General features: G+C 38.2%; 19 protein-coding genes. 8 read left to right on the top strand and 11 right to left on the bottom strand.

The features are described from left to right. Positions 1-526 precede the first annotated feature (526 nt). The 4 genes from hemE (at position 527) to FY049_RS17800 (ending at position 5158) form a co-directional block, all read left to right on the top strand. Complete coding sequence (gene hemE / locus FY049_RS17785) at positions 527-1600, top strand: uroporphyrinogen decarboxylase (RefSeq protein ID WP_446084088.1); 1074 nt, start codon at positions 527-529, stop codon at positions 1598-1600. 21 nt (positions 1601-1621) lie between these two features. Then, positions 1622-2428 carry a DUF817 family protein gene (locus FY049_RS17790; RefSeq protein WP_056517854.1) on the top strand — a complete coding sequence of 269 codons (807 nt, stop codon included), beginning with the start codon at positions 1622-1624 and terminating at the stop codon, positions 2426-2428. Positions 2429-2571: 143 nt separating this feature from the next. Next, entirely contained in the window at positions 2572-3042 is a 471-nt protein-coding gene (locus FY049_RS17795; protein ID WP_056517853.1) for a DUF3015 family protein, read from the top strand. Positions 3043-3211: 169 nt separating this feature from the next. Then, positions 3212-5158: an Lnb N-terminal periplasmic domain-containing protein gene (locus FY049_RS17800; protein ID WP_056517852.1), complete on the top strand. Its 1947-nt coding sequence runs from the start codon at positions 3212-3214 to the stop codon at positions 5156-5158. Between the two features lie 101 nt (positions 5159-5259). Here the strand turns inward: FY049_RS17800 and FY049_RS17805 are convergent, their stop codons facing one another. Further along, complete coding sequence (locus FY049_RS17805) at positions 5260-6093, bottom strand: helix-turn-helix domain-containing protein (RefSeq protein ID WP_446084089.1); 834 nt, start codon at positions 6091-6093, stop codon at positions 5260-5262. 310 nt (positions 6094-6403) lie between these two features. Between FY049_RS17805 and eat the strand changes: the two genes are divergently transcribed. The 4 genes from eat (at position 6404) to FY049_RS17825 (ending at position 11393) form a co-directional block, all read left to right on the top strand. Continuing rightward, entirely contained in the window at positions 6404-7834 is a 1431-nt protein-coding gene (gene eat, locus FY049_RS17810; protein WP_446084090.1) for an ethanolamine permease, read from the top strand. 2 nt (positions 7835-7836) lie between these two features. After that, complete coding sequence (locus tag FY049_RS17815; RefSeq protein ID WP_004724618.1) at positions 7837-9219, top strand: ethanolamine ammonia-lyase subunit EutB; 1383 nt, start codon at positions 7837-7839, stop codon at positions 9217-9219. Positions 9220-9234: 15 nt separating this feature from the next. Continuing rightward, positions 9235-10050 carry an ethanolamine ammonia-lyase subunit EutC gene (gene eutC, locus FY049_RS17820; RefSeq protein WP_446084091.1) on the top strand — a complete coding sequence of 272 codons (816 nt, stop codon included), beginning with the start codon at positions 9235-9237 and terminating at the stop codon, positions 10048-10050. A gap of 473 nt (positions 10051-10523) precedes the next feature. Then, positions 10524-11393, top strand: a complete 870-nt coding sequence (locus FY049_RS17825) for a metal-dependent hydrolase (RefSeq protein WP_446084092.1) — start codon at positions 10524-10526, stop codon at positions 11391-11393. A gap of 169 nt (positions 11394-11562) precedes the next feature. Here FY049_RS17825 and FY049_RS17830 read toward each other — a convergent pair whose 3' ends face one another. The 10 genes from FY049_RS17830 to FY049_RS17875 all read right to left on the bottom strand — a co-directional run bounded on the left by FY049_RS17830 (position 11563) and on the right by FY049_RS17875 (position 18841). Further along, positions 11563-12309, bottom strand: coding sequence for a hypothetical protein (locus FY049_RS17830; protein WP_446084093.1), 747 nt, complete (start codon positions 12307-12309; stop codon positions 11563-11565). A gap of 159 nt (positions 12310-12468) precedes the next feature. Then, positions 12469-12828, bottom strand: coding sequence for a cupin domain-containing protein (locus tag FY049_RS17835; RefSeq protein WP_333666798.1), 360 nt, complete (start codon positions 12826-12828; stop codon positions 12469-12471). 76 nt (positions 12829-12904) lie between these two features. Further along, entirely contained in the window at positions 12905-13453 is a 549-nt protein-coding gene (gene folE / locus FY049_RS17840) for a GTP cyclohydrolase I FolE (protein ID WP_171064926.1), read from the bottom strand. Between the two features lie 126 nt (positions 13454-13579). Continuing rightward, positions 13580-14281, bottom strand: a complete 702-nt coding sequence (locus FY049_RS17845; RefSeq protein ID WP_262782276.1) for a Smr/MutS family protein — start codon at positions 14279-14281, stop codon at positions 13580-13582. A gap of 191 nt (positions 14282-14472) precedes the next feature. Continuing rightward, positions 14473-15279, bottom strand: a complete 807-nt coding sequence (gene trpC / locus FY049_RS17850) for an indole-3-glycerol phosphate synthase TrpC (protein WP_004724604.1) — start codon at positions 15277-15279, stop codon at positions 14473-14475. 18 nt (positions 15280-15297) lie between these two features. Continuing rightward, entirely contained in the window at positions 15298-16344 is a 1047-nt protein-coding gene (trpD, locus tag FY049_RS17855; RefSeq protein ID WP_004724601.1) for an anthranilate phosphoribosyltransferase, read from the bottom strand. Positions 16345-16362: 18 nt separating this feature from the next. Continuing rightward, entirely contained in the window at positions 16363-16947 is a 585-nt protein-coding gene (locus FY049_RS17860) for an anthranilate synthase component II (RefSeq protein ID WP_004724599.1), read from the bottom strand. A 113-nt stretch (positions 16948-17060) separates the two neighbouring features. Further along, positions 17061-17327: a hypothetical protein gene (locus FY049_RS17865; RefSeq protein WP_209827034.1), complete on the bottom strand. Its 267-nt coding sequence runs from the start codon at positions 17325-17327 to the stop codon at positions 17061-17063. Further along, a complete protein-coding gene (locus tag FY049_RS17870) occupies positions 17327-17500 on the bottom strand; it encodes a hypothetical protein (protein WP_446084094.1) in 174 nt (57 codons plus the stop codon). Before FY049_RS17870 ends, FY049_RS17865 begins: the two co-directional genes overlap by 1 nt. Positions 17501-17584: 84 nt before the next feature. Continuing rightward, positions 17585-18841: a hypothetical protein gene (locus FY049_RS17875; protein WP_446084095.1), complete on the bottom strand. Its 1257-nt coding sequence runs from the start codon at positions 18839-18841 to the stop codon at positions 17585-17587. Positions 18842-18852: the final 11 nt, after the last annotated feature.

Here is an 18852-nt window from a genome sequence, read left to right on the forward strand (position 1 = left end):
TATGACTAAAAATCTGTGTAAGTATTGCAGAAATTATAAGGTGTTGCAGTATTTGTTTTGTGTTAATCATTTTTTTCTATAGACATTTTCTCTGTCAGCTGGTTTTGTTTTATTTTCGTATACCAAACGAAATTTAAATCAAAGTTATAAAATCGGGTCTGTTGACAATTCGTCTACGTTTGCGACTACGTGTGTTTTTTAGGCGATACTAGGCACGGAGTATGAAATTTAGTCATTCTAAATGATGAGAAACATCGTTTCGCAAGGTAACAACGTAGCGGCAAAAAACACGCTAGTCCCCAAGGGTTGTGGCTAAAATTATCTCAGCCTACGTTATGAAACTCGAAAATAGTCTCGCTATTCTCTTCGTTTCATGCCTTGCCTGCTCAATTTTAACCTACAACGCAAGCCATTTATGAAATGTCAACAGACCCTAAACTTTATTGAGAAAAATTTTCTAGAAATGGTTATGTTGCAGGCCTTTTTGCTATGATGGGGCGAATTTAATTTTTGATTGGGAAAGTAAATGACGACCTTAAAAAATGATCGTTTTCTACGTGCCTTATTGCGTGAACCTGTAGATACGACTCCAGTTTGGATGATGCGTCAGGCTGGACGTTATTTACCAGAATATCGTGAAACACGTGCGAAAGCAGGTGATTTTCTTTCTCTTTGTAAAAATACAGAATTTGCTTGTGAAGTGACTATACAGCCTTTGCGCCGTTATGAGCTTGATGCCGCAATTCTATTTTCAGACATTTTGACTGTTCCCGATGCTTTAGGTTTAGGGCTTTATTTCGAAACAGGTGAAGGCCCTAAATTCCATAAAACAGTTCGTACTGAACAGGATGTGGCAAATTTACCCAAATTCGATGCCAAATCTGATCTGGCTTATGTGATGAATGCGGTTTCAACCATTCGTTCGGCTTTGGGTGGTCAAGTGCCTTTAATTGGTTTTTCGGGAAGTCCGTGGACCTTGGCAACCTACATGGTGGAAGGTGGTTCAAGCAAAGACTTCCGTTTTACCAAACAGATGATGTATGCACAACCTGAAGTTTTACATGCTTTATTAGATCGTTTAGCCGATGCTGTAATTGACTATTTAAATGCTCAAATTGAGGCTGGTGCTCAAGCTGTACAAATTTTTGATAGCTGGGGTGGCGCATTAGCGCATCGTGAATATCTAGAATTTTCACTCAAATATATGCAGAAAATTGTTGCAGGACTAAAACGAGAGCATGAAGGGCGTAAAGTACCTGTGATCTTATTTACCAAAGGCGGTGGTCAATGGTTAGAGCCAATGATTGCTACAGGTGCAGATGCATTTGGTTTAGATTGGACAACCCCATTAAACGTGGCTCGCCAAACAGTCAATGGACGAGCAGCGCTACAAGGAAATCTAGATCCTGCAACATTGTATGGTTCAGCTGATTCTATTGAGAAAGCAACCAAAGCTATGTTGGATGATGCTTATGCCAATGGTGAGAAAACAGGTTATATCGCCAATTTAGGTCATGGTATTACACAATGGGTTGACCCTGAAAAACCAAAAGCATTTATTGACACTGTACACCAATACAGTGCCAAATTTTTAGGTTAACTTATTGTTGTAAATGCATTTATGATCTATTTTAAAGCATTATATGAATTTCTATTTAAGGCAGCGTCGGCTGCCTTATTTGGTATTTTATTGTTGATTGCATTTGTCATTACGGCAAGTATGGGCAGTCATGAATTTTATGGTTTGTTTCGTTATGACTGTTTATTGTTTTATGCGTTGATCATTCAAGCCTGCTTATTGTATTTAAAACTAGAATCCTGGGCAGAAGCGAAAGTTATTGCTTTATTTCATATCATGGCCATGGCTATGGAAATATTTTTAACACACCCACAAATTGCCTCTTGGCAATATCCGCAACCTGCCGTTTTTAAACTTTTGACCGTGCCTTTATTTGCAGGATTTATGTATTCGGCAGTCGGTAGTTTTTTTGCACGCTCACTGCGTTTGTATCAGGTTTCTTTTTTAAATTTGCCTAGTTTTGCCAATATGTTGAGTCTGGCAGTATTGTCATATATCAATTTTATGAGCAAATTTTTTATTCCAGATTTTCGTAATGTATTGTTCATTTGGAGTGTGGTAATTTTTTGGAAAACAAAAATTCGCTTTAGATTACAACAGCATGAGTTTCAGCTTCCGATTTTACCGGTATTGGTTGTTTTAGCATTTATAATTTGGGTTGCTGAAAATATTAGTACTTTTAATAAAATTTGGTTGTACCCGAGTCAGGTGGATGCATGGCATATGGTGGGGTGGGGTAAGCTTGGCTCGTGGTATTTGCTGTTACTTTTAAGTCTGGTTTTAGTACTTAAAATTCTTGGAGATCGTAATAAAAATGGTGATTGGTCACTAAAAAAGTACAATAAATAATTTCGTAATTGTCACATTTAGATTTGCATATCTAAATTTATGTGATAAATCTAAATAGGTGTAATCAAACTTACACATAATGGAAAATAACAATTTACATATGTTGAATTAAAACAATGCATATGAAAATTCTGGAGAATTATATGTTAAAAAAAATCGCTTTGGCTGCTGTATTGGCTGCGGGTTCAAGTGTTGCTATGGCTGATCCAGATGTGGGTTGTGGTTTAGGATCGCAAGTTTGGGCTGGTCAATCTGGAAAAATACCTAAGATTTTAGCGGCAACCACCAATGGTCTTTTAACTAACCAATTATTAGGTATTACGTTTGGTACTTTAGGTTGTAATGGCAATGGTAAAGTGACTGCTCAAGTTGTGACCTTTACCAATGAAAACTCAGAATCACTTGCACGTGATATGGCTGTAGGACAAGGTGAAAGCCTAAACGTACTTGCTTCATTATTAAACGTTAAAGATGCAGATAAAGCACGTTTTAATGCTGTAGCGAAGTCAAACTTTGCAAGTATTTATTCAGCAGAAAATCAAAATTCTCTACAAGTATTAGCTTCACTTCAACAAGTGATGGCAAAAGACGAAGTATTAAAAGCTTACGTTTAATTGCGTCAAAAACCCTGCCTTGTTGCAGGGTTTTTTTATTTAAATTTTATCAAACACATATTATTGAAAAATGAATCAAGCATGAGTGAACATTGGGCGAACTTTTGTATTGAGCCGACATTTTTTAATTGCGCAGTTTTATAATATATCTATATAAATTGATGATTGAATGAAATATTTAGCACTTAGTTTAAGCTTACTCAGTTCATTGTTTACCGTTCATTTGCATGCGGAATCACTTTTAGAGAATCAGCAGGCATTAGAAAACGCATTAAAACTAGCACAACAAAAACAATTGGCCAGTCATATTACATGGAAACGTTTACTTTATGCAGAGGATGCCTCTGCTAAAGACTTAAATCACAATAATGCAGGTCACAAAAACACAAATCAAAGCGAAGTCAGTTATTCAGGTTATTTCTTTGCTCAAGATGGTCGCCAGAACATCCAAAATGAAATGAATGCAGATATCACTGCGCTGTTTCAAGTCGCCGATGACAATCAATCCATTCGTTGTAAATTTCCTGCACGTAGCCAATGGCTGATGCAACAACTGAATATTTCACAACAACAATTACCTGACGTGTCCTGTCCAGAGTTTGATCAATGGTATGCACAAATCAAACCCTACCAAGTGACATTAATTTATGCGACTGATTTTATGGGCAATCCAAGCTCAATGTTTGGACATACCTTACTTCGTCTCGATCCTAAAGATCAAAAGCAGCTCAATTTAGTCTCTTATGCTGTGAATTATGCAGCCACAGTAAACAGCGATGATAATTGGTCTTATGCATGGAAAGGGTTAGTTGGGAAATATCCTGGTGAATATTCTTTAATGCCTTATTATCGCAAAGTGAAAGAATATGGTGATTTTGAAAGCCGTGATCTTTGGGAATATGAACTGAATTTAAATCCTGAAGAGACCGCTTTTTTGGTAAAACATATTTGGGAAATGCAAAAAGTCAGTTTTCCTTATTATTTTGTCAACGATAATTGTGCATATCGTTTATTGGGTTTGATTGATTTAGTCCGTGCAAGCTCGAATTTACGCAAGCAATTTACATATGCAGCGATCCCGATTGAAACCATTAAAGCCGTAGAGCAACAGGGATTAGTACGAGAAGCGGTATATCGTCCAGCGTTAGAAACACAATTAAATTCGCAGGCCAAACAACATGGTCATGTTTTGGCAAAAAAAGCCCATGCAATTGCAGTATTAGAACCACAACAGATGCAAGCAGCTATCGCTGATTATGATGATCAAGATCGTGCAAAAATATTAGAAATGGCCTATGACGATTTATATTTACAATTCGTTGCTCGTCAGGTCGATGCAAGCTTTACTCAACCGCGTTTTAGACAACTGCTAGGCTTACGTAGTCAAATCCCTATAGAGAAACAACGTTTAGCACCTGTGCGTCCCAAAGTTGATCCAGTCAATGGGCATGATTCACGTAAGTGGTCCGTAGAAGCGGGTGAGGTTCAGGGTGAAAAATTTGTACAAATTGGTCATCGTCAGGCCTATCACGAATTAAAAGATCCACAGGGCGGTTTCCGTACAGGCACACAATTGTTGTTTCTAGATGGTGCAGCACAATGGCGAGATGATCGACTTAAACTCGAACATCTCGACTTATTAACAGTAAACTCTTATAACCCCATTACCCCGTTTAAAATGCCAATAACATGGGGTTTTACTTTGGGCTGGCAGCAAGAAGCCATTCAAAATGGACAATTTAGTGATCAGCAACAACATGGCGTAGTCAGTGCAAAAGCCCAATCTGGTTATACCCTTGCAGATGATGATCGTAAGCATCTCTGTTATGCGGAATTGCAAACACAGCTTCAAGCAGGTACATCATTGGATAAAGGCTGGCGTGTTGGACTAGGACCAACATTGGGCTGTCAAAATATATGGTCAGATCGTTTAAACAGTATTGTTCAAGTTGAATTACCTTATTGGCAAGATTCAAGTGAGTGGAATTTACGTATCCAGAGCACACTGCAATATTCACTCAATCGTCAAAATTCATTAAACGTCAATTGGGAATACCAACAACAAAACCAACTCGATTGGCAGAAAATAGGTTTAGGCTTTGTACATTATTTTTAAAGATAGATCTGGCAAATCGGATTTTAGAATGTTATTTCGAGAGTAGAGCTTTGAGAATGACATGTTGAGATAGGTATTAATCGATCGCAAGCCAAGGATGTTTATACAAGTAGATTATTGATCCTCATACTTAGAATCTGCTGCCAATTGTTTAGAAAAGGGCTTTTGGTTTTTATAAAGAAATCACCTTGGTACAGTTGCTTGACTGTATCAAGATAACCGGCATCGACAGCATCTTCCAACTCTTTAAAATCCGCATGAATTTCTGCCTGTATTTGATAGGTTCTTGCACAGATTAATTCGCCAACCTTATTTTTTAAATAAGAAATCTCAGATTTAAGCGTATTTAAACTGATCTGTTCATCGCCATAGAGATAAATATGTAGCTGTTCTAGGGTTAAGCCCAAAGGATTTAGAATCAAAATACAGATGATTTCAAACTGCCGTGGCGTTAAAAGGATCGACTGATCATTGATCATTATTTTCTGTGGTACTGAAAACGCATGAATGGTTAAACGATTAAAGGGCTGTGTATATAATTTTTGTGCAATGATCTCGGCGCATTGTGTAACGGCCAATTGTCCAAAAATATTTGCTTGATTTAAGCTGTGAAATAAAACCACTTCACCACAGGCTTCCCCTGATGTTAAATCAAGAATAGGCGCACTATAAATATAGTGTTCTGGCTTTGTTTCTAAATCCTGATCTTGTTGGAATCCTGCGAATTGATCTGTATTCACTGAACACCACAGTAGATTTTGTTGCAGATCTCTAATTTGTATAACAACAGCAGCGAGCAGCGCCGTGTTGAGTAAATCCTGCTGACATTGAATCATTGCGGATTGTAATGCTTGCTGGGAACGTGAGTTTGCTTGGGTAGGGGTTAAATTTTCATTTCTGCTTGTTGGTTTTTTAGCAGGTGGTTTTGAGTCCATCGCATAATCCATTTATGCATATATACTAAATAATATCTTAAATTAAATAAACAAATAACAAAGTAAATAAAATATATAAATTTCATTATTTTTCTTTTAATTATTCAATTTTCAATAATTTTTTCCGATTCTCTATGATGTGGGCTATTCAACTTTTCTCCTACCTTTGTTTGATAGATTCATTTAAAAGCAGTTTTTAACAACTGACAAGACGTGATGTTCATGGGATTGAACAAAAAACATTGACGTCATCCAAGGAAAGGCACTTTTTTTGCTTATACAAAAGAAGGCAAATTAAAAAGGAACGATGATGGACGCTCGAAATGAACAATCAACTATCGTAAAAACAGAAGATTCCAAAGAATATTTTGCTCAACGAGAATTAAAAAAAGGTGCTGTTGGCTGGTTACTCTTGGTCGGTTTAGGGATTGCCTATGTGATTTCAGGTGACTTTGCTGGATGGAACTTTGGTATCGCACAAGGCGGTTGGGGCGGTATGTTTGTCGCAGTGATTTTTGCTGCGATTATGTATTTATGTATATGCCTGTCGATGTCTGAAATGTCGACCATGCTTCCTACAGCAGGTGGTGGATATAGTTTTGCTCGTATGGCTTTTGGACCATTTGGCGGTTACCTAACAGGAACAGCAATTCTGATCGAATACGCCATCGCTCCAGCAGCAATCGCGACCTTTATTGGTGCATATTGTGAATCCTTATTTGGAGTGGGTGGATGGTTAATTTATTTAATCTGTTATTTGGTTTTTATGGGGATTCATTTAAAAGGCGCAGGTGAAGCACTTAAAATCATGTTTGTGATTACCGCAATCGCAGTGGTTGCAGTGGTGGTATTCCTTGTCGCGATGATTCCTCACTTTAACAGTGCCAATCTATTCGATATTGCAGTTGACTCATCTAAAGCCGGTGCGAGTAGCTTTTTACCCCAAGGTTATTTAGGAATCTGGGCAGCCGTTCCGTATGCAATCTGGTTTTTCCTTGCTGTAGAAGGTGTTCCTTTAGCTGCAGAAGAGGCCAAGGATCCGGCTCAATCATTACCACGAGGTTTGATTGGTGCAATGCTGATCTTGGCTGCTTTTGCCATCTTGATTTTAATATTGAGTGCGGGTGCAGCAGGTGCAAGTGTTCTTAAAGATTCAGGTGCACCTTTGGTCGATGCGCTGGTTAAAGTATATGGGCACGGCATGTTGGCGAACTTTGTAAACTTTGTTGGCTTGGCTGGTTTAATCGCGAGTTTCTTCTCGATTATCTATGCCTATTCGCGACAAATTTTTGCACTTTCTCGTGCAGGTTATTTACCTACGTCTTTATCATTGACCAACAAAAATAAATCGCCATATTTAGCCGTGATTATTCCGGGGATTATTGGCTTTTTATTGTCATTGACCAAACAGGGTGATTTACTGATTTTGATTGCGGTATTTGGTGCGACGATTTCTTATGTTTTAATGATGATGGCGCATATCAAATTACGTATTTCACAACCTGATGTATATCGTCCATATCGAACACCTGGTGGTATTTTTACTTCCAGTATTGCGTTGATCTTATCAATTGTCGCCGTGGTTGCGGGTTTCCTTGTTGATCCTAAAGTCTGGTTTATCGCTTTGGGTATCTATGTGGTCTTCATTGTTTATTTTCTTGTTTATAGTCGTCATCATCTGATTTCAGGCACACCAGAAGAAGAATTTGCCAGCATTAAGGCAGCAGAACAGGAATTATAATTATGAGTTATCGTTATAGCGTTGCTCAGCAACAATATATTTTCCAAGATTTAAAAACCTTAATGGCTAAGGCAACCCCATTACGTTCTGGTGATGAGTTGGCTGGTGTTGCGGCCAGTAATGCAACGGAACGTGTGGCAGCACAGATGGCCTTGGCAGAAGTCCCGTTAAAAACTTTTTTAAATGAGACGGTCATCGACTATGACAAAGACGATATTACGCGTTTAATTATTGATGAGCATCGTGCTGATTTATTTGCGCCAATTGCGCACTTTACTGTAGGTGATTTTCGCAATTGGTTGTTGAGTGAAGATGCAACTTCTGAAAAATTGGCCAATTTAGCCAAGGGTTTAACACCAGAGATGGTTGCTGCTGTCAGTAAAATTATGCGTAATCAGGATTTAATTCTGGTTGCAAGTAAATGTGAAGTGGTGACGCAATTTCGCAATACGATTGGTTTAAAAGGTCATTTATCAACCCGCTTACAACCAAATCATCCAACCGATGATGTATTGGGGATTTCGGCCAGCCTATTGGATGGCTTGATGTATGGTAATGGTGATGCTGTGATTGGGATTAATCCTGCCACAGACAACTTACATAATTTATCGGAATTGTTAAAGTTACTGGATCATATTATTCAAGAATATGAAATTCCCACGCAATCTTGTGTGTTAACCCATATCAGTTCTGGGATTCAACTTGCAGAACGTAATATTCCAATTGATTTAATGTTCCAATCCATTGCGGGTACGCAATTGGCCAATGAAGGCTTTGGTGTTACCTTGGATTTACTTCAGGAAGGTTATGAGGCGACTTTAGCACTCAACCGAGGAACAATCGGTCAAAATGTCATGTATTTTGAGACTGGACAGGGCAGCGCCTTATCCAGTAATGCGCATCATGGTGTGGACCAACAAACTATTGAAGCACGAGCTTATGCAGTGGCACGTAAATACAATCCATTATTGGTCAATACTGTGGTTGGGTTTATCGGTCCAGAGTATTTGTATGATGGGAAACAGATTATTCGTGCAGGGTTAGAAGATCACTTCTGTGGCAAATTACTCGGTGTACCTATGGGGTGTGATATTTGTTATACCAACCATGCGGATGCAGATCAAAATGATATGGATGTGTTACTCACGCTATTTGGTGCTGCGGGAATTAACTTTATCATGGGAATTCCAGGTTCGGATGATGTGATGTTGAATTATCAAACCACATCATTCCATGATGCTTTATATTTACGTCAGTTAATGGGATTAAAACCGGCCCCTGAGTTCTCGGCTTGGTTAGATCAGCAAGGAATTTTGCACCAAGAACAACGGCAAATTCATTGGCCAAGCAGTATGCCAAAAAACTTTGCTAAATTATTATCATAAAAAGGAGAGTAAACCATGAAGCTCTCAAAACTTGAAACTTTTCCAAATGGATTTCATGAAGATCCTTGGCATAAGTTAAAACAATATACTGATGCTCGTATTGCGATGGGAAGAGTAGGATGTAGCATTCCAACTCAAGAACTGCTTAAGTTTCAACTCTCTCATGCACAGGCCAAAGATGCTGTTTTTCACCAATTAGATACTGAAAATATGCAAGCTCGGCTTAGAGATTTAAAATTTGAAAGCCTCATCGTGGAAAGTAAAGCAACCGACAAAGAAGTATATTTAAAACGTCCCGATTTAGGCCGTGAGTTATCGGAACAGGCTCAAACTCAGCTCACGACTTATGTGCAACAGCACCCACAGCAATATGATGTATGTATCGTGGTTGGTGATGGCTTATCAGCACGAGCAATAGAAGAGAATGCCATTGCCTATATCAATTCCTTACGTGAACATATTGATGCTGAAGGCTGGAAACTGGCGCCGATTGTGCTTGCAACTGGGAGTCGTGTGGCATTAGGCGATGAAGTTGCACAAAGTTTTAATGCACCCTTATTAATTATGTTGATTGGCGAACGGCCTGGTTTGAGCTCACCTGACAGTATGGGGGTTTATTACACATGGAAAGCGCGAAAAGGCAGTATGGATTCATGCCGAAACTGTATTTCCAATGTACGACCTGCAGGGCTGAGTATTCAAATTGCCACACAACGTTTAATGGCGTTGATGCGGAATTCATTTAAATTACAACTTTCAGGGGTCGATTTAAAAGATGATCACGTTGTTCCATTACAAAGCGATGAGCATCCTAAAAAATTATTATTCTAACGGCTAAGTTTTTATATCTTGAACAAAGCAGTGCTTTGATGTTTAAGGCATTGCTTTCTCAATACTAGAGTATTTGTTCATGATTAAGCGTTGTATAAACCTTTAAATTTAGAAAAAATAAATCAAAAAAATGATCGCATGTCTCTTAAATATCCTACATTTAATTCCAATCATGACTCAGTGCTTTTATTGAACACGCTTGGTGCGTTATTCCAGCAAAGTCTATTTTTGAACTGAAAAAGACATTTGGGCGATCCACTTTTTGCACAATTTAGATCATGCTGTTGATGGTATCGCAAGCATATATCGACATACTTAGAGAGACTTATTCGATCGAACTATCATAAAAAAGAGATGCAATGACATGTAAATGAGTCGAAATGACCTATGGAATTGCACCCAGTTGAGTAAAATTCTAATAAGCGCACCAGCTAAATTAAAAAAATGATAATCAGCCAGAGGCAGGATCAACCATGGGCATTTTAAAAAAATTTATTAAATCGAGTGTGTATCATGAGCCATTACCTATTCGCCGTGATGTCAGATTTAACTTACCTGCGGATCGAATCGCAGATTGGCATACCGCCGCAGGTCCAATTTTTACCGCATTGCTAAATACGTTTTCTATTGTCTTGCCTATTGGCGAACGCTTCTTTATTGATGCGGTAAGGGCACATCGTGATATAGTCCAAGACCCAGAATTACAAAAAGCGGTGACGGCTTTTATTGGTCAAGAAGCGATGCATGGACGTGAGCATGAAGAATATAACCAAGCCTTATTTGCATGCTCACCGATTGCACCAAAATTTGAAGCATTGGTTTTAGAGATTTTTGGTCTGCTTAAACAGCATTTACCTGCATATTTTTGGCTCAGTGGAACAATTGCATTAGAACATTTTACCGCTTTATTGGCAGATTCTGTATTACGGACGCCTGAGTTATTTGAAGGCGCTGAAGAACATTATGCCAATATCTGGCGTTGGCATGCTTTTGAAGAAACAGAACATAAAGCTGTGGCTTTTGATGTATGGAATACTGCAATGGGGCATGGTCCTTATGCCTATGCCGTTCGTAGCTTTGGATTGGTGATCGCAACGATTGTGTTTTGGGGCTTAGTGATCCCTGTATTCTTGACCATTGTTAAAGGAGAAGGGAAGTTAAGTGATTTATCCAGCTGGAAAAAGACCTATCATTATACCTTTGGTGGCATAGGCGTATTGAGAAAGCAATTGGGAAATTATATCGATTATTTCCGTCCAAACTTCCATCCATGGGACCATGAGAATCGTCAATACATGCAACAAATGGAACAATTGATTTATCAATTGGCTGAAAAAAAATAATCAAATATCATATTTAAAGGATTGGCTGTGTGTTTGTGATATATCGTACAGCACATGATTTTGAACAGCTTATCGAGTAGATCATTATGGTGATTTACTCGACTAGCTTTAAATTTGTATGAATTAGAAAAACTTGAGAAAAATGATTCAGCTCAATCATTGATACAAACTATTTAAATAATGTGCCTGCTTGAGAAAGGATCTTTTTGCCTTTTTGAGTGACTTCTAATGTGACATCTGGTGTTTCACTTGCACCTAAAACATTACGATAAACTACATATTGATATGTACCACTGTTAAAAATGTAGTGATGATTGCCGCCTGAACCATCCATTTCAACACGACCTTGATTTAAAATCAGATCAGGTTTTGTCGCTTGCGACTGTTTTGTTCCCCAAGATGCATAACGGTATTTACCATTGGGCATGGCATCTATACGCACTTGAAATTTGGCTGTTTTAAACTGTAATTCAGGTGTTTTAAAATTTTTAAGTGATGAATGTAATTGATTTTTTTGTTGTGAAATCAGTTGTGCTTTATATTTTTGTTCAGCATCACTACTGTAGTTAATGGCTTTAATTTTATGACCATCTAACCATAGTGAGCCACCATTGAGCATCACACCACGCCAACCCATACTTTCCCATTGTGATGGTTTTGAGTTGGCGATCTCTTGAATAAGTTGAGTATCAAACACTTGGTTAAAGCGTTGTTTCATCTGGGTTGCATTGGCAATACTTGGGATGGGTTCTTCACGATGTAAGGGATAGACAACGTTGTTTGAAATCGCTGTGATATTTTTATTTTTAAATAATTTAATGACACTTTGCACATCTTTTAATTCATTTGCACTTAGATTGTCGGCAAAGGCGGTGGAGGCAGTCAACGCTGAAATAAAGATCAGTAAATTTTTCATTTAAAATATGGTATAAGGCTGAGATAATTTAAATCATATAGTTTTAAGTGGACAATAAGCGAATGTTTTACAAATATAAGCTATAGGAAAGCAAAAAATATAAAAAAGCTTATATTTGAAAGCGCCGATCATCAAAAAATAATTACAAGTTTTACTGGCTCAGACCTCAACCACAACAAAATATTTTTTAACTGTTTCAATCACTTCAAATGTACCGATAAATGAAGGTGGGATAATTCCTGCTTCACCAGCTTTAATTTCTACAAATGATGATGTGTTTTTATCATGCAAACGTACAGCACCTTCAATCACCTGAAAAAATTCCTGTTTATTGTCTGCAAATTGAATATCCCATGCACCGATCTCGCATCGCCAAATACCACAATTCATATTGGGATGTTCATACAAACTTTGCGTGAGTCGTTTTGGATTTCCTTTAACTAATCGCTCTGCACGAGGATAATCGATAGTGGTTTCACTGTGCGTTAAACCATGACCTGCCAACCAAATTAAAGACATTGTAAAACCCTATCGTAAAATAAAGCCTCAATAAAATGAGGCTTTGATATTTATATTGCTTGCTAAATGATTAGTCTTAATGTGCTTCAGGCACGGCAGATAAAAACTCACGACGTGCTTCTTTATCTGTTTTAAAATCACCGACAAATGACACAGTACGTGTGGTCGATTCTTGTTTGCTGACACCACGCATCATCATACACATGTGCGCTGAATCAATCACCACCGCAACACCACGTGCTTGAGTAACTTCAGCCACTGCATCTGCAATTTGCTTGGTCAACTGTTCTTGAATCTGTAAACGGCGAGCAAACATTTCTGTGATACGGGCAAATTTAGACAGTCCTAAAACATTGCCAGAAGGGAGATAGGCAATATGTACACGACCATGAAAAGGCAATAAATGATGCTCACATAACGAATAAAATTCGATATTCTTTACCAAGACCATTTCATCATTATCAGAAGGGAAGACCGCATTATTGGTCACTTCTTCCAGCGTTTTGCTATAGCCAGACGTCAAGTACGAAAAAGCTTTAGCCGCACGCATAGGCGTATCTTTCAGACCAGGACGGTCTAAGTCCTCGCCAACGGCAGTTAAAATATTCGCGTAGGATTGCTGCATAGACATAAAACGTGTTCACTTATACGGTTTGAACAAGGACGGCATTGTATCAGAAAAATGAATAATATTTTCTAATTACAAGATAAACCGACACTTAAGAGAGTTTTGATCATTTAAAACAAACGATCATGGATTTCCATTTGATTTTGGATTTCTTTCAGCACGTTTCAGTAAAACCAAAACTGCGCCTGTGCCACCTTGTTTTTCAGGAGCACTGACAAAAGCTAAAACATCACGATGTTGACGAAGCCAGCCATTCACATAAGTTTTGAGTATGGCTTCTGGACCTTTGCCATGGACAATTTTAATGACATTTTGGTTTTCATCTTTTGCCATTTGAATGATTTGCAATACAGCAGAGCGTGCTTCTTCAACAGTACAACCATGTAAATCAACAGCTTCAAACCAGCGTAGATTACCAGCTTTTAAGTCTTCAAAAACTTTATGTTGTAGTGTTGCGATGCGATAGCTTAAAGCCGCCTGACTTGCAACAGGATTTAAAATTGCTTGAGTATCTGACAATTCTGCATCATTAATTTCAAATGCACCTTCAGCCGCCGCGCGTTTGGCAAGGGTTTTTGCATCTGGTTTTTTGCGCAAATCACTACGCTCGATTTTGGCAATATTGCCGTTATCGAGTTTGGTTACACCGCCGAGTGCGGTTTTAAACAAATCAGCATCATCTAACTCTTTAGGTGCTGTTACTTGTGCATTCTTACTTTCAGGTTGCACTGCAACTTTTGAAGAATGCGGAGGAGTGATTTGTTTTTTGAATTGTTTTAATAAATCAAGCTGTGATTTAGAGAATGTGGAATCAGATTTACTCATAATTGCAAAAAACAGTAAATGGACGGTATTAGGCGCTCAGTATAGTCTGAATCTTGTCAAATTTGAACTGAATTGAATTCACACCGTTATATCTGCGTTGATCGTGACTTGAATGTTGGGAATTTCAAAATTTATAGAGGGAGTGGGGGAAGATGAAAACAGGGTGAGCGAACTCACCCTTTGACTTTTAATTAAACTGTTTCAGGTAGACCAAACAACGCATTAAATGCATGATCAGGGCGTGGTTGCTTCATAAAGCTTTCACCCACAAGGAATGAATGAATATCATGCTCTTGCATCATGCGCACATCATCTGGCGTTGCAATACCACTTTCAGTGATCAGTAAACGTGATGGTGGAAGTAACTTCTTCAAACGCAATGAGGTATTTAAATCGACATCAAAGGTTTTTAAATTACGGTTATTCACACCCAGTAAACAACGTTCTGAAAGTTGCAATGCACGTTCCAGTTCAGCTTCATCATGAACTTCAACCAAAACATCAAGGTTCTGCTCAAATGCGGTCTTTGACATTTCTTCAAGTTGTTGATCTGACAAACAAGCCACAATCAATAAAATACAATCCGCATGTAAAGCACGTGCTTCGATAACGCCGTAAGGATTAATCAAAAAATCTTTACGTAGTGCAGGTAATTCACAGTGACTACGTGCAATCTGAATATTTTCATCAGCACCTTGAAAGAAATCTAAATCTGTTAAAACAGATAAGCAGGCTGCACCGGCTTGCTGGTATTGTTGAGCAATTTCTGCAGGATTAAAGTTTTCACGAATCACCCCTTTTGATGGCGAGGCTTTTTTAATTTCAGCAATTACACCTGGGCGTTTGCTGTATAAAGATTTTGCAAAACCACGCACAGGCGTTGCAGCTTGGGCAAGCGCTTCAACATCGTTTAAACTACGTTGTTTTAAACGTTGAGCAAATTCTTCGTATTTACGATCAACAATTTTACCCAACATTGTATTGGCAATATCCACCATGATAACGTCCTCTAATCCTTAAGCTTCATACTCTTTGAGTGTTTTGGTAAATTCAGACAAAATGCCCATTTTTTCTAAAGCTTGCCCACCATAGATAATATCATGTGCTAAAGCGACACCTTGTTTATAACTCTTGGTCAAACCTGAAACATAGATGCCAGCACCAGCATTTAATGCCAGCATACTGGCTGCTTTTTCACCTTTAGCTGATTTTTTCTTACCGAGTGCATCTTTGATTAATGCTAGGCTCTCAGCAGCACTATCAACAGAAAGACCAGTTAAGGTTTGAGATTCAATATCTACATCTTCTGGTTGAATCATCCATTCCGTGATTTCACCATTTTTTAATTCAGCAACATAAGTTGAGGAAGCCAAACTGATTTCATCTAAGCCATCTTTAGAATGAACCACCATGACATGCTCAGCCCCCAGTTGTTTTAAAACTTCGGCCAATGGTCGACACAATTCTGTAGAAAATACACCAATCACATAGCGACGTACCCCAGCCGGATTCGTAAGCGGGCCAAGGAGATTAAAAATACTACGGAAGCCCAATTCTTTACGTGGGCCAGCCGCATATTTCATCGCTTTATGATGGTTTGGGGCAAATAAGAAGCCAACCCCCATTTCACGGATGCATCGTTCTGTCTGGTGCATATTTAAATCAAGGTTAATCCCAGCCTGTTCTAAAAGATCAGACGAGCCTGATTTAGAAGAAACACCACGATTTCCATGTTTTGCAATAGTTGCACCTGCTGCTGCAATAACAAATGAAGAGGCAGTAGAGACGTTAAATAAGTTTTGTCCATCACCACCCGTGCCAACAATATCAATTAAATGCGGGATATCACCCACATCAATTTTAATTGCAAACTCACGCATTACACGTGCGGCAGCGGTGATTTCGTCAATACTTTCACCTTTTAGACGAAGTCCCATCATAAATGCACCAATTTGGGCATCTGTGGCTTCACCACGCATGATGGTACGCATCACTTCCTCCATTTGAGGTTGAGTGAGTTCGATATTTTTAGTGATGTTATTTAAAGCTTGTTGAATATTCATTATCTTGTACTACGCATATTAAGCATAAATTTCTAAAAAGTTTTTAAAGATCTGATGACCATGTTGACTCAGAATGGATTCTGGATGGAACTGCACGCCTTCAATTGGCAATGTCTTATGTTTGACACCCATGATTTCTTCAATAGAACCATCTGCTTCATTGGTCCAGCAAGTGACTTCCAAACATTCAGGAACACTAGCTTGATCAATCACGAGTGAATGATATCGTGTTGCTGAAAATGGAGAAGGTAAGTTGCTGAAGATCCCTTGGTCACTATGATACATGTCAGATAAACGACCATGCATCACTGTTTTGGCACGCACAATTTCGCCACCAAAAGCCTGACCAATCGCTTGGTGACCTAGGCACACACCGAGTGTTGGAATTTTTCCTGCAAAATGCTGAATTGCAGGGATAGAAATTCCTGCTTCAGAGGGTGAGCAAGGACCAGGACCAATCACTAAGTACTTTGGTTGCCATCGTTCGATATCCTCTAAGGTCACGGCATCATTGCGAACAACTTTAACGTCTTGGTTTAACTCGCCAAAATATTGGACAATGTTATACGTAAAGCTATCGTAATTATCGATCATTAGAAGCATATCAAACTTAACCTTCTGAATTTTAAAACTAATTTTAAACTAGTGCTAAATCGTACTCAATTCTGTACTCAATGTGCTTAAGGTAACTTATTATTGGATATTAAAAAGCCACCTTAATTGGTGGCTATATTAGCACTGTTTGTCGTATCTTTTACAATGGTTTGAACATAACTCAAGAACCAATAACTCTTACGGCCATCCTTAAAAGGGCGGGTAATAAAACCCTCCCTAATTTTACGGTCTAATGTTTCAGGTTCTATATTCAGCAAGTGAGCAAATTCGGCTCGCCCAATTCTTCGTTCCTCTTTTTGGTTAACAAGCTTTTCAACAAGACTTGTTAAATGTTTGAGAGATTCAGATTCAATTTTTAATGCGCCCATTAATCTTGCTCCTTTCTATTTGCATCACGAATAGCTTTAGCCCAAGCCTCAAGTTTTTCCAATTTTTGATAACGCCATTCAGAAACTGATTTTTCTCCATCAATGTTATCCGTTAAAAGTTCACCACAAATTTTAATAATTTCATCTGAAGCTTTTGCTGTGAGTTCATTCATTACAACCACCATAAATCTAAATTAATAATTACGAGCCCATTTATTAAAAGCATTAGCTCTAGCAACAAGATGGGCAATTTCATTTCAAGCCACCACATTTGAAACTGAGTTTTCAAGCTCAAATCGACGTTTACGAACCAGTCCCATTAATTTCGGTTGAATATCTAGATGACGGGACGCAACATCAATTTCTAAAATATCCAAGGCAGTTAAATCAGGTGCATTTTGGATCTGAACTACTAAAGATGGTGGTTGTTCAGGAGGTGGAGCGGTCGCACCCAATTCACTCAATCGTTTATTAATTGCATCCATCAATGGCTTACGCTGTTCTTCTGTCCAATTGACCGTATATTTATACAAGGCATTAGCTTCAGCAGGTGATTTTGATTTTTGAGCACGTTCAAATAGTTCTTTTAACAAATTGTCATATTGATTATCCTGAATAATCTTTAATGCAGTCGCTTGAAACTCAGCAAGTTTAGAACATTTTGCAAGATTAATTTCTGAGAGCTGTTCTTCGCTAAAACCTTGATCATTTACATCATGTAGTGAGGTTTTAATTTCGTCCTCTGAAATACATGCATTAATACCATCTATATAAATTTGATGATCTATATAGCTTGGCTTTGGTGCATGTTGCTCAGGATCCATTGAAGTCTCTAGGTCTTCAACAAGCAGTTTAAAATCTTCATAAATCTTTTGCGCTTGAACTTTATGATCGTCATCCAGTAAATTGAAATTGTGATCAATACTTCCTTTTAAATTTACCAAGTTCATTTGAGTAGGTTCATCTTTAGCGCGATTAAGCCATAGATCTATGAAAGCTTGACTCTTTACTTGAGACTTAGGGTAACTCTCACTAGATTGGCCATCTTTTTTTTCGGTCTCTTTTACTTTACGTGGAGTCCGAGTTTTTTTAGGCTTTTCACTAAAACCGTCTTTAATTTCAATCTCAGTAATCATATTGCCAAACGTTTTACCAAACGCCTGAAGCTGTAGCTGTGCATTCTCAGGATCTAATTGAGCAAATCCATTTGCCACACTCAAACTTATATCTCCATGTTCTGGATCGTATTTAGTACGCAAGATACATGTTGGCATCACAATAAAGATTTCTTGACCATTCTCCAGATCGTGTGGTTCTACTGGCTTAGTAAATTGAATATCTGCCAAAGTTAACGATTCACGTTTGATGCAGAACTCATAACCAGGTAAAGCGAAGATCGTAGCAGGGAATTGATTTAAGTCATCAAAATCCATCAATTCGCCAACAGCGCGGCACATAATATTTTTACCAGCCATCAGTGCTGAAAAAGCTTCATTACTATTTAATAAATTCATTTTTTATTTTC

The organism is Acinetobacter sp. 1125_18A (assembly GCF_052824985.1).

Coding starts and splice junctions, on each gene's coding strand:
- trpC (WP_004724604.1), bottom strand. CDS start 15,279: ATGGTGGATATTGCCAATACAATGTTGGGTAAAATTGTTGATCGTAAA.
- FY049_RS17865 (WP_209827034.1), bottom strand. CDS start 17,327: ATGGGCGCATTAAAAATTGAATCTGAATCTCTCAAACATTTAACAAGT.
- FY049_RS17870 (WP_446084094.1), bottom strand. CDS start 17,500: ATGAATGAACTCACAGCAAAAGCTTCAGATGAAATTATTAAAATTTGT.
- FY049_RS17875 (WP_446084095.1), bottom strand. CDS start 18,841: ATGAATTTATTAAATAGTAATGAAGCTTTTTCAGCACTGATGGCTGGT.
- FY049_RS17835 (WP_333666798.1), bottom strand. CDS start 12,828: ATGTCTTTAATTTGGTTGGCAGGTCATGGTTTAACGCACAGTGAAACC.
- FY049_RS17825 (WP_446084092.1), top strand. CDS start 10,524: ATGGGCATTTTAAAAAAATTTATTAAATCGAGTGTGTATCATGAGCCA.
- hemE (WP_446084088.1), top strand. CDS start 527: ATGACGACCTTAAAAAATGATCGTTTTCTACGTGCCTTATTGCGTGAA.
- folE (WP_171064926.1), bottom strand. CDS start 13,453: ATGCAGCAATCCTACGCGAATATTTTAACTGCCGTTGGCGAGGACTTA.
- eat (WP_446084090.1), top strand. CDS start 6,404: ATGGACGCTCGAAATGAACAATCAACTATCGTAAAAACAGAAGATTCC.
- FY049_RS17805 (WP_446084089.1), bottom strand. CDS start 6,093: ATGGACTCAAAACCACCTGCTAAAAAACCAACAAGCAGAAATGAAAAT.
- FY049_RS17830 (WP_446084093.1), bottom strand. CDS start 12,309: ATGAAAAATTTACTGATCTTTATTTCAGCGTTGACTGCCTCCACCGCC.
- FY049_RS17800 (WP_056517852.1), top strand. CDS start 3,212: ATGAAATATTTAGCACTTAGTTTAAGCTTACTCAGTTCATTGTTTACC.
- eutC (WP_446084091.1), top strand. CDS start 9,235: ATGAAGCTCTCAAAACTTGAAACTTTTCCAAATGGATTTCATGAAGAT.
- trpD (WP_004724601.1), bottom strand. CDS start 16,344: ATGAATATTCAACAAGCTTTAAATAACATCACTAAAAATATCGAACTC.
- FY049_RS17860 (WP_004724599.1), bottom strand. CDS start 16,947: ATGCTTCTAATGATCGATAATTACGATAGCTTTACGTATAACATTGTC.
- FY049_RS17845 (WP_262782276.1), bottom strand. CDS start 14,281: ATGAGTAAATCTGATTCCACATTCTCTAAATCACAGCTTGATTTATTA.
- FY049_RS17795 (WP_056517853.1), top strand. CDS start 2,572: ATGTTAAAAAAAATCGCTTTGGCTGCTGTATTGGCTGCGGGTTCAAGT.
- FY049_RS17790 (WP_056517854.1), top strand. CDS start 1,622: ATGATCTATTTTAAAGCATTATATGAATTTCTATTTAAGGCAGCGTCG.
- FY049_RS17815 (WP_004724618.1), top strand. CDS start 7,837: ATGAGTTATCGTTATAGCGTTGCTCAGCAACAATATATTTTCCAAGAT.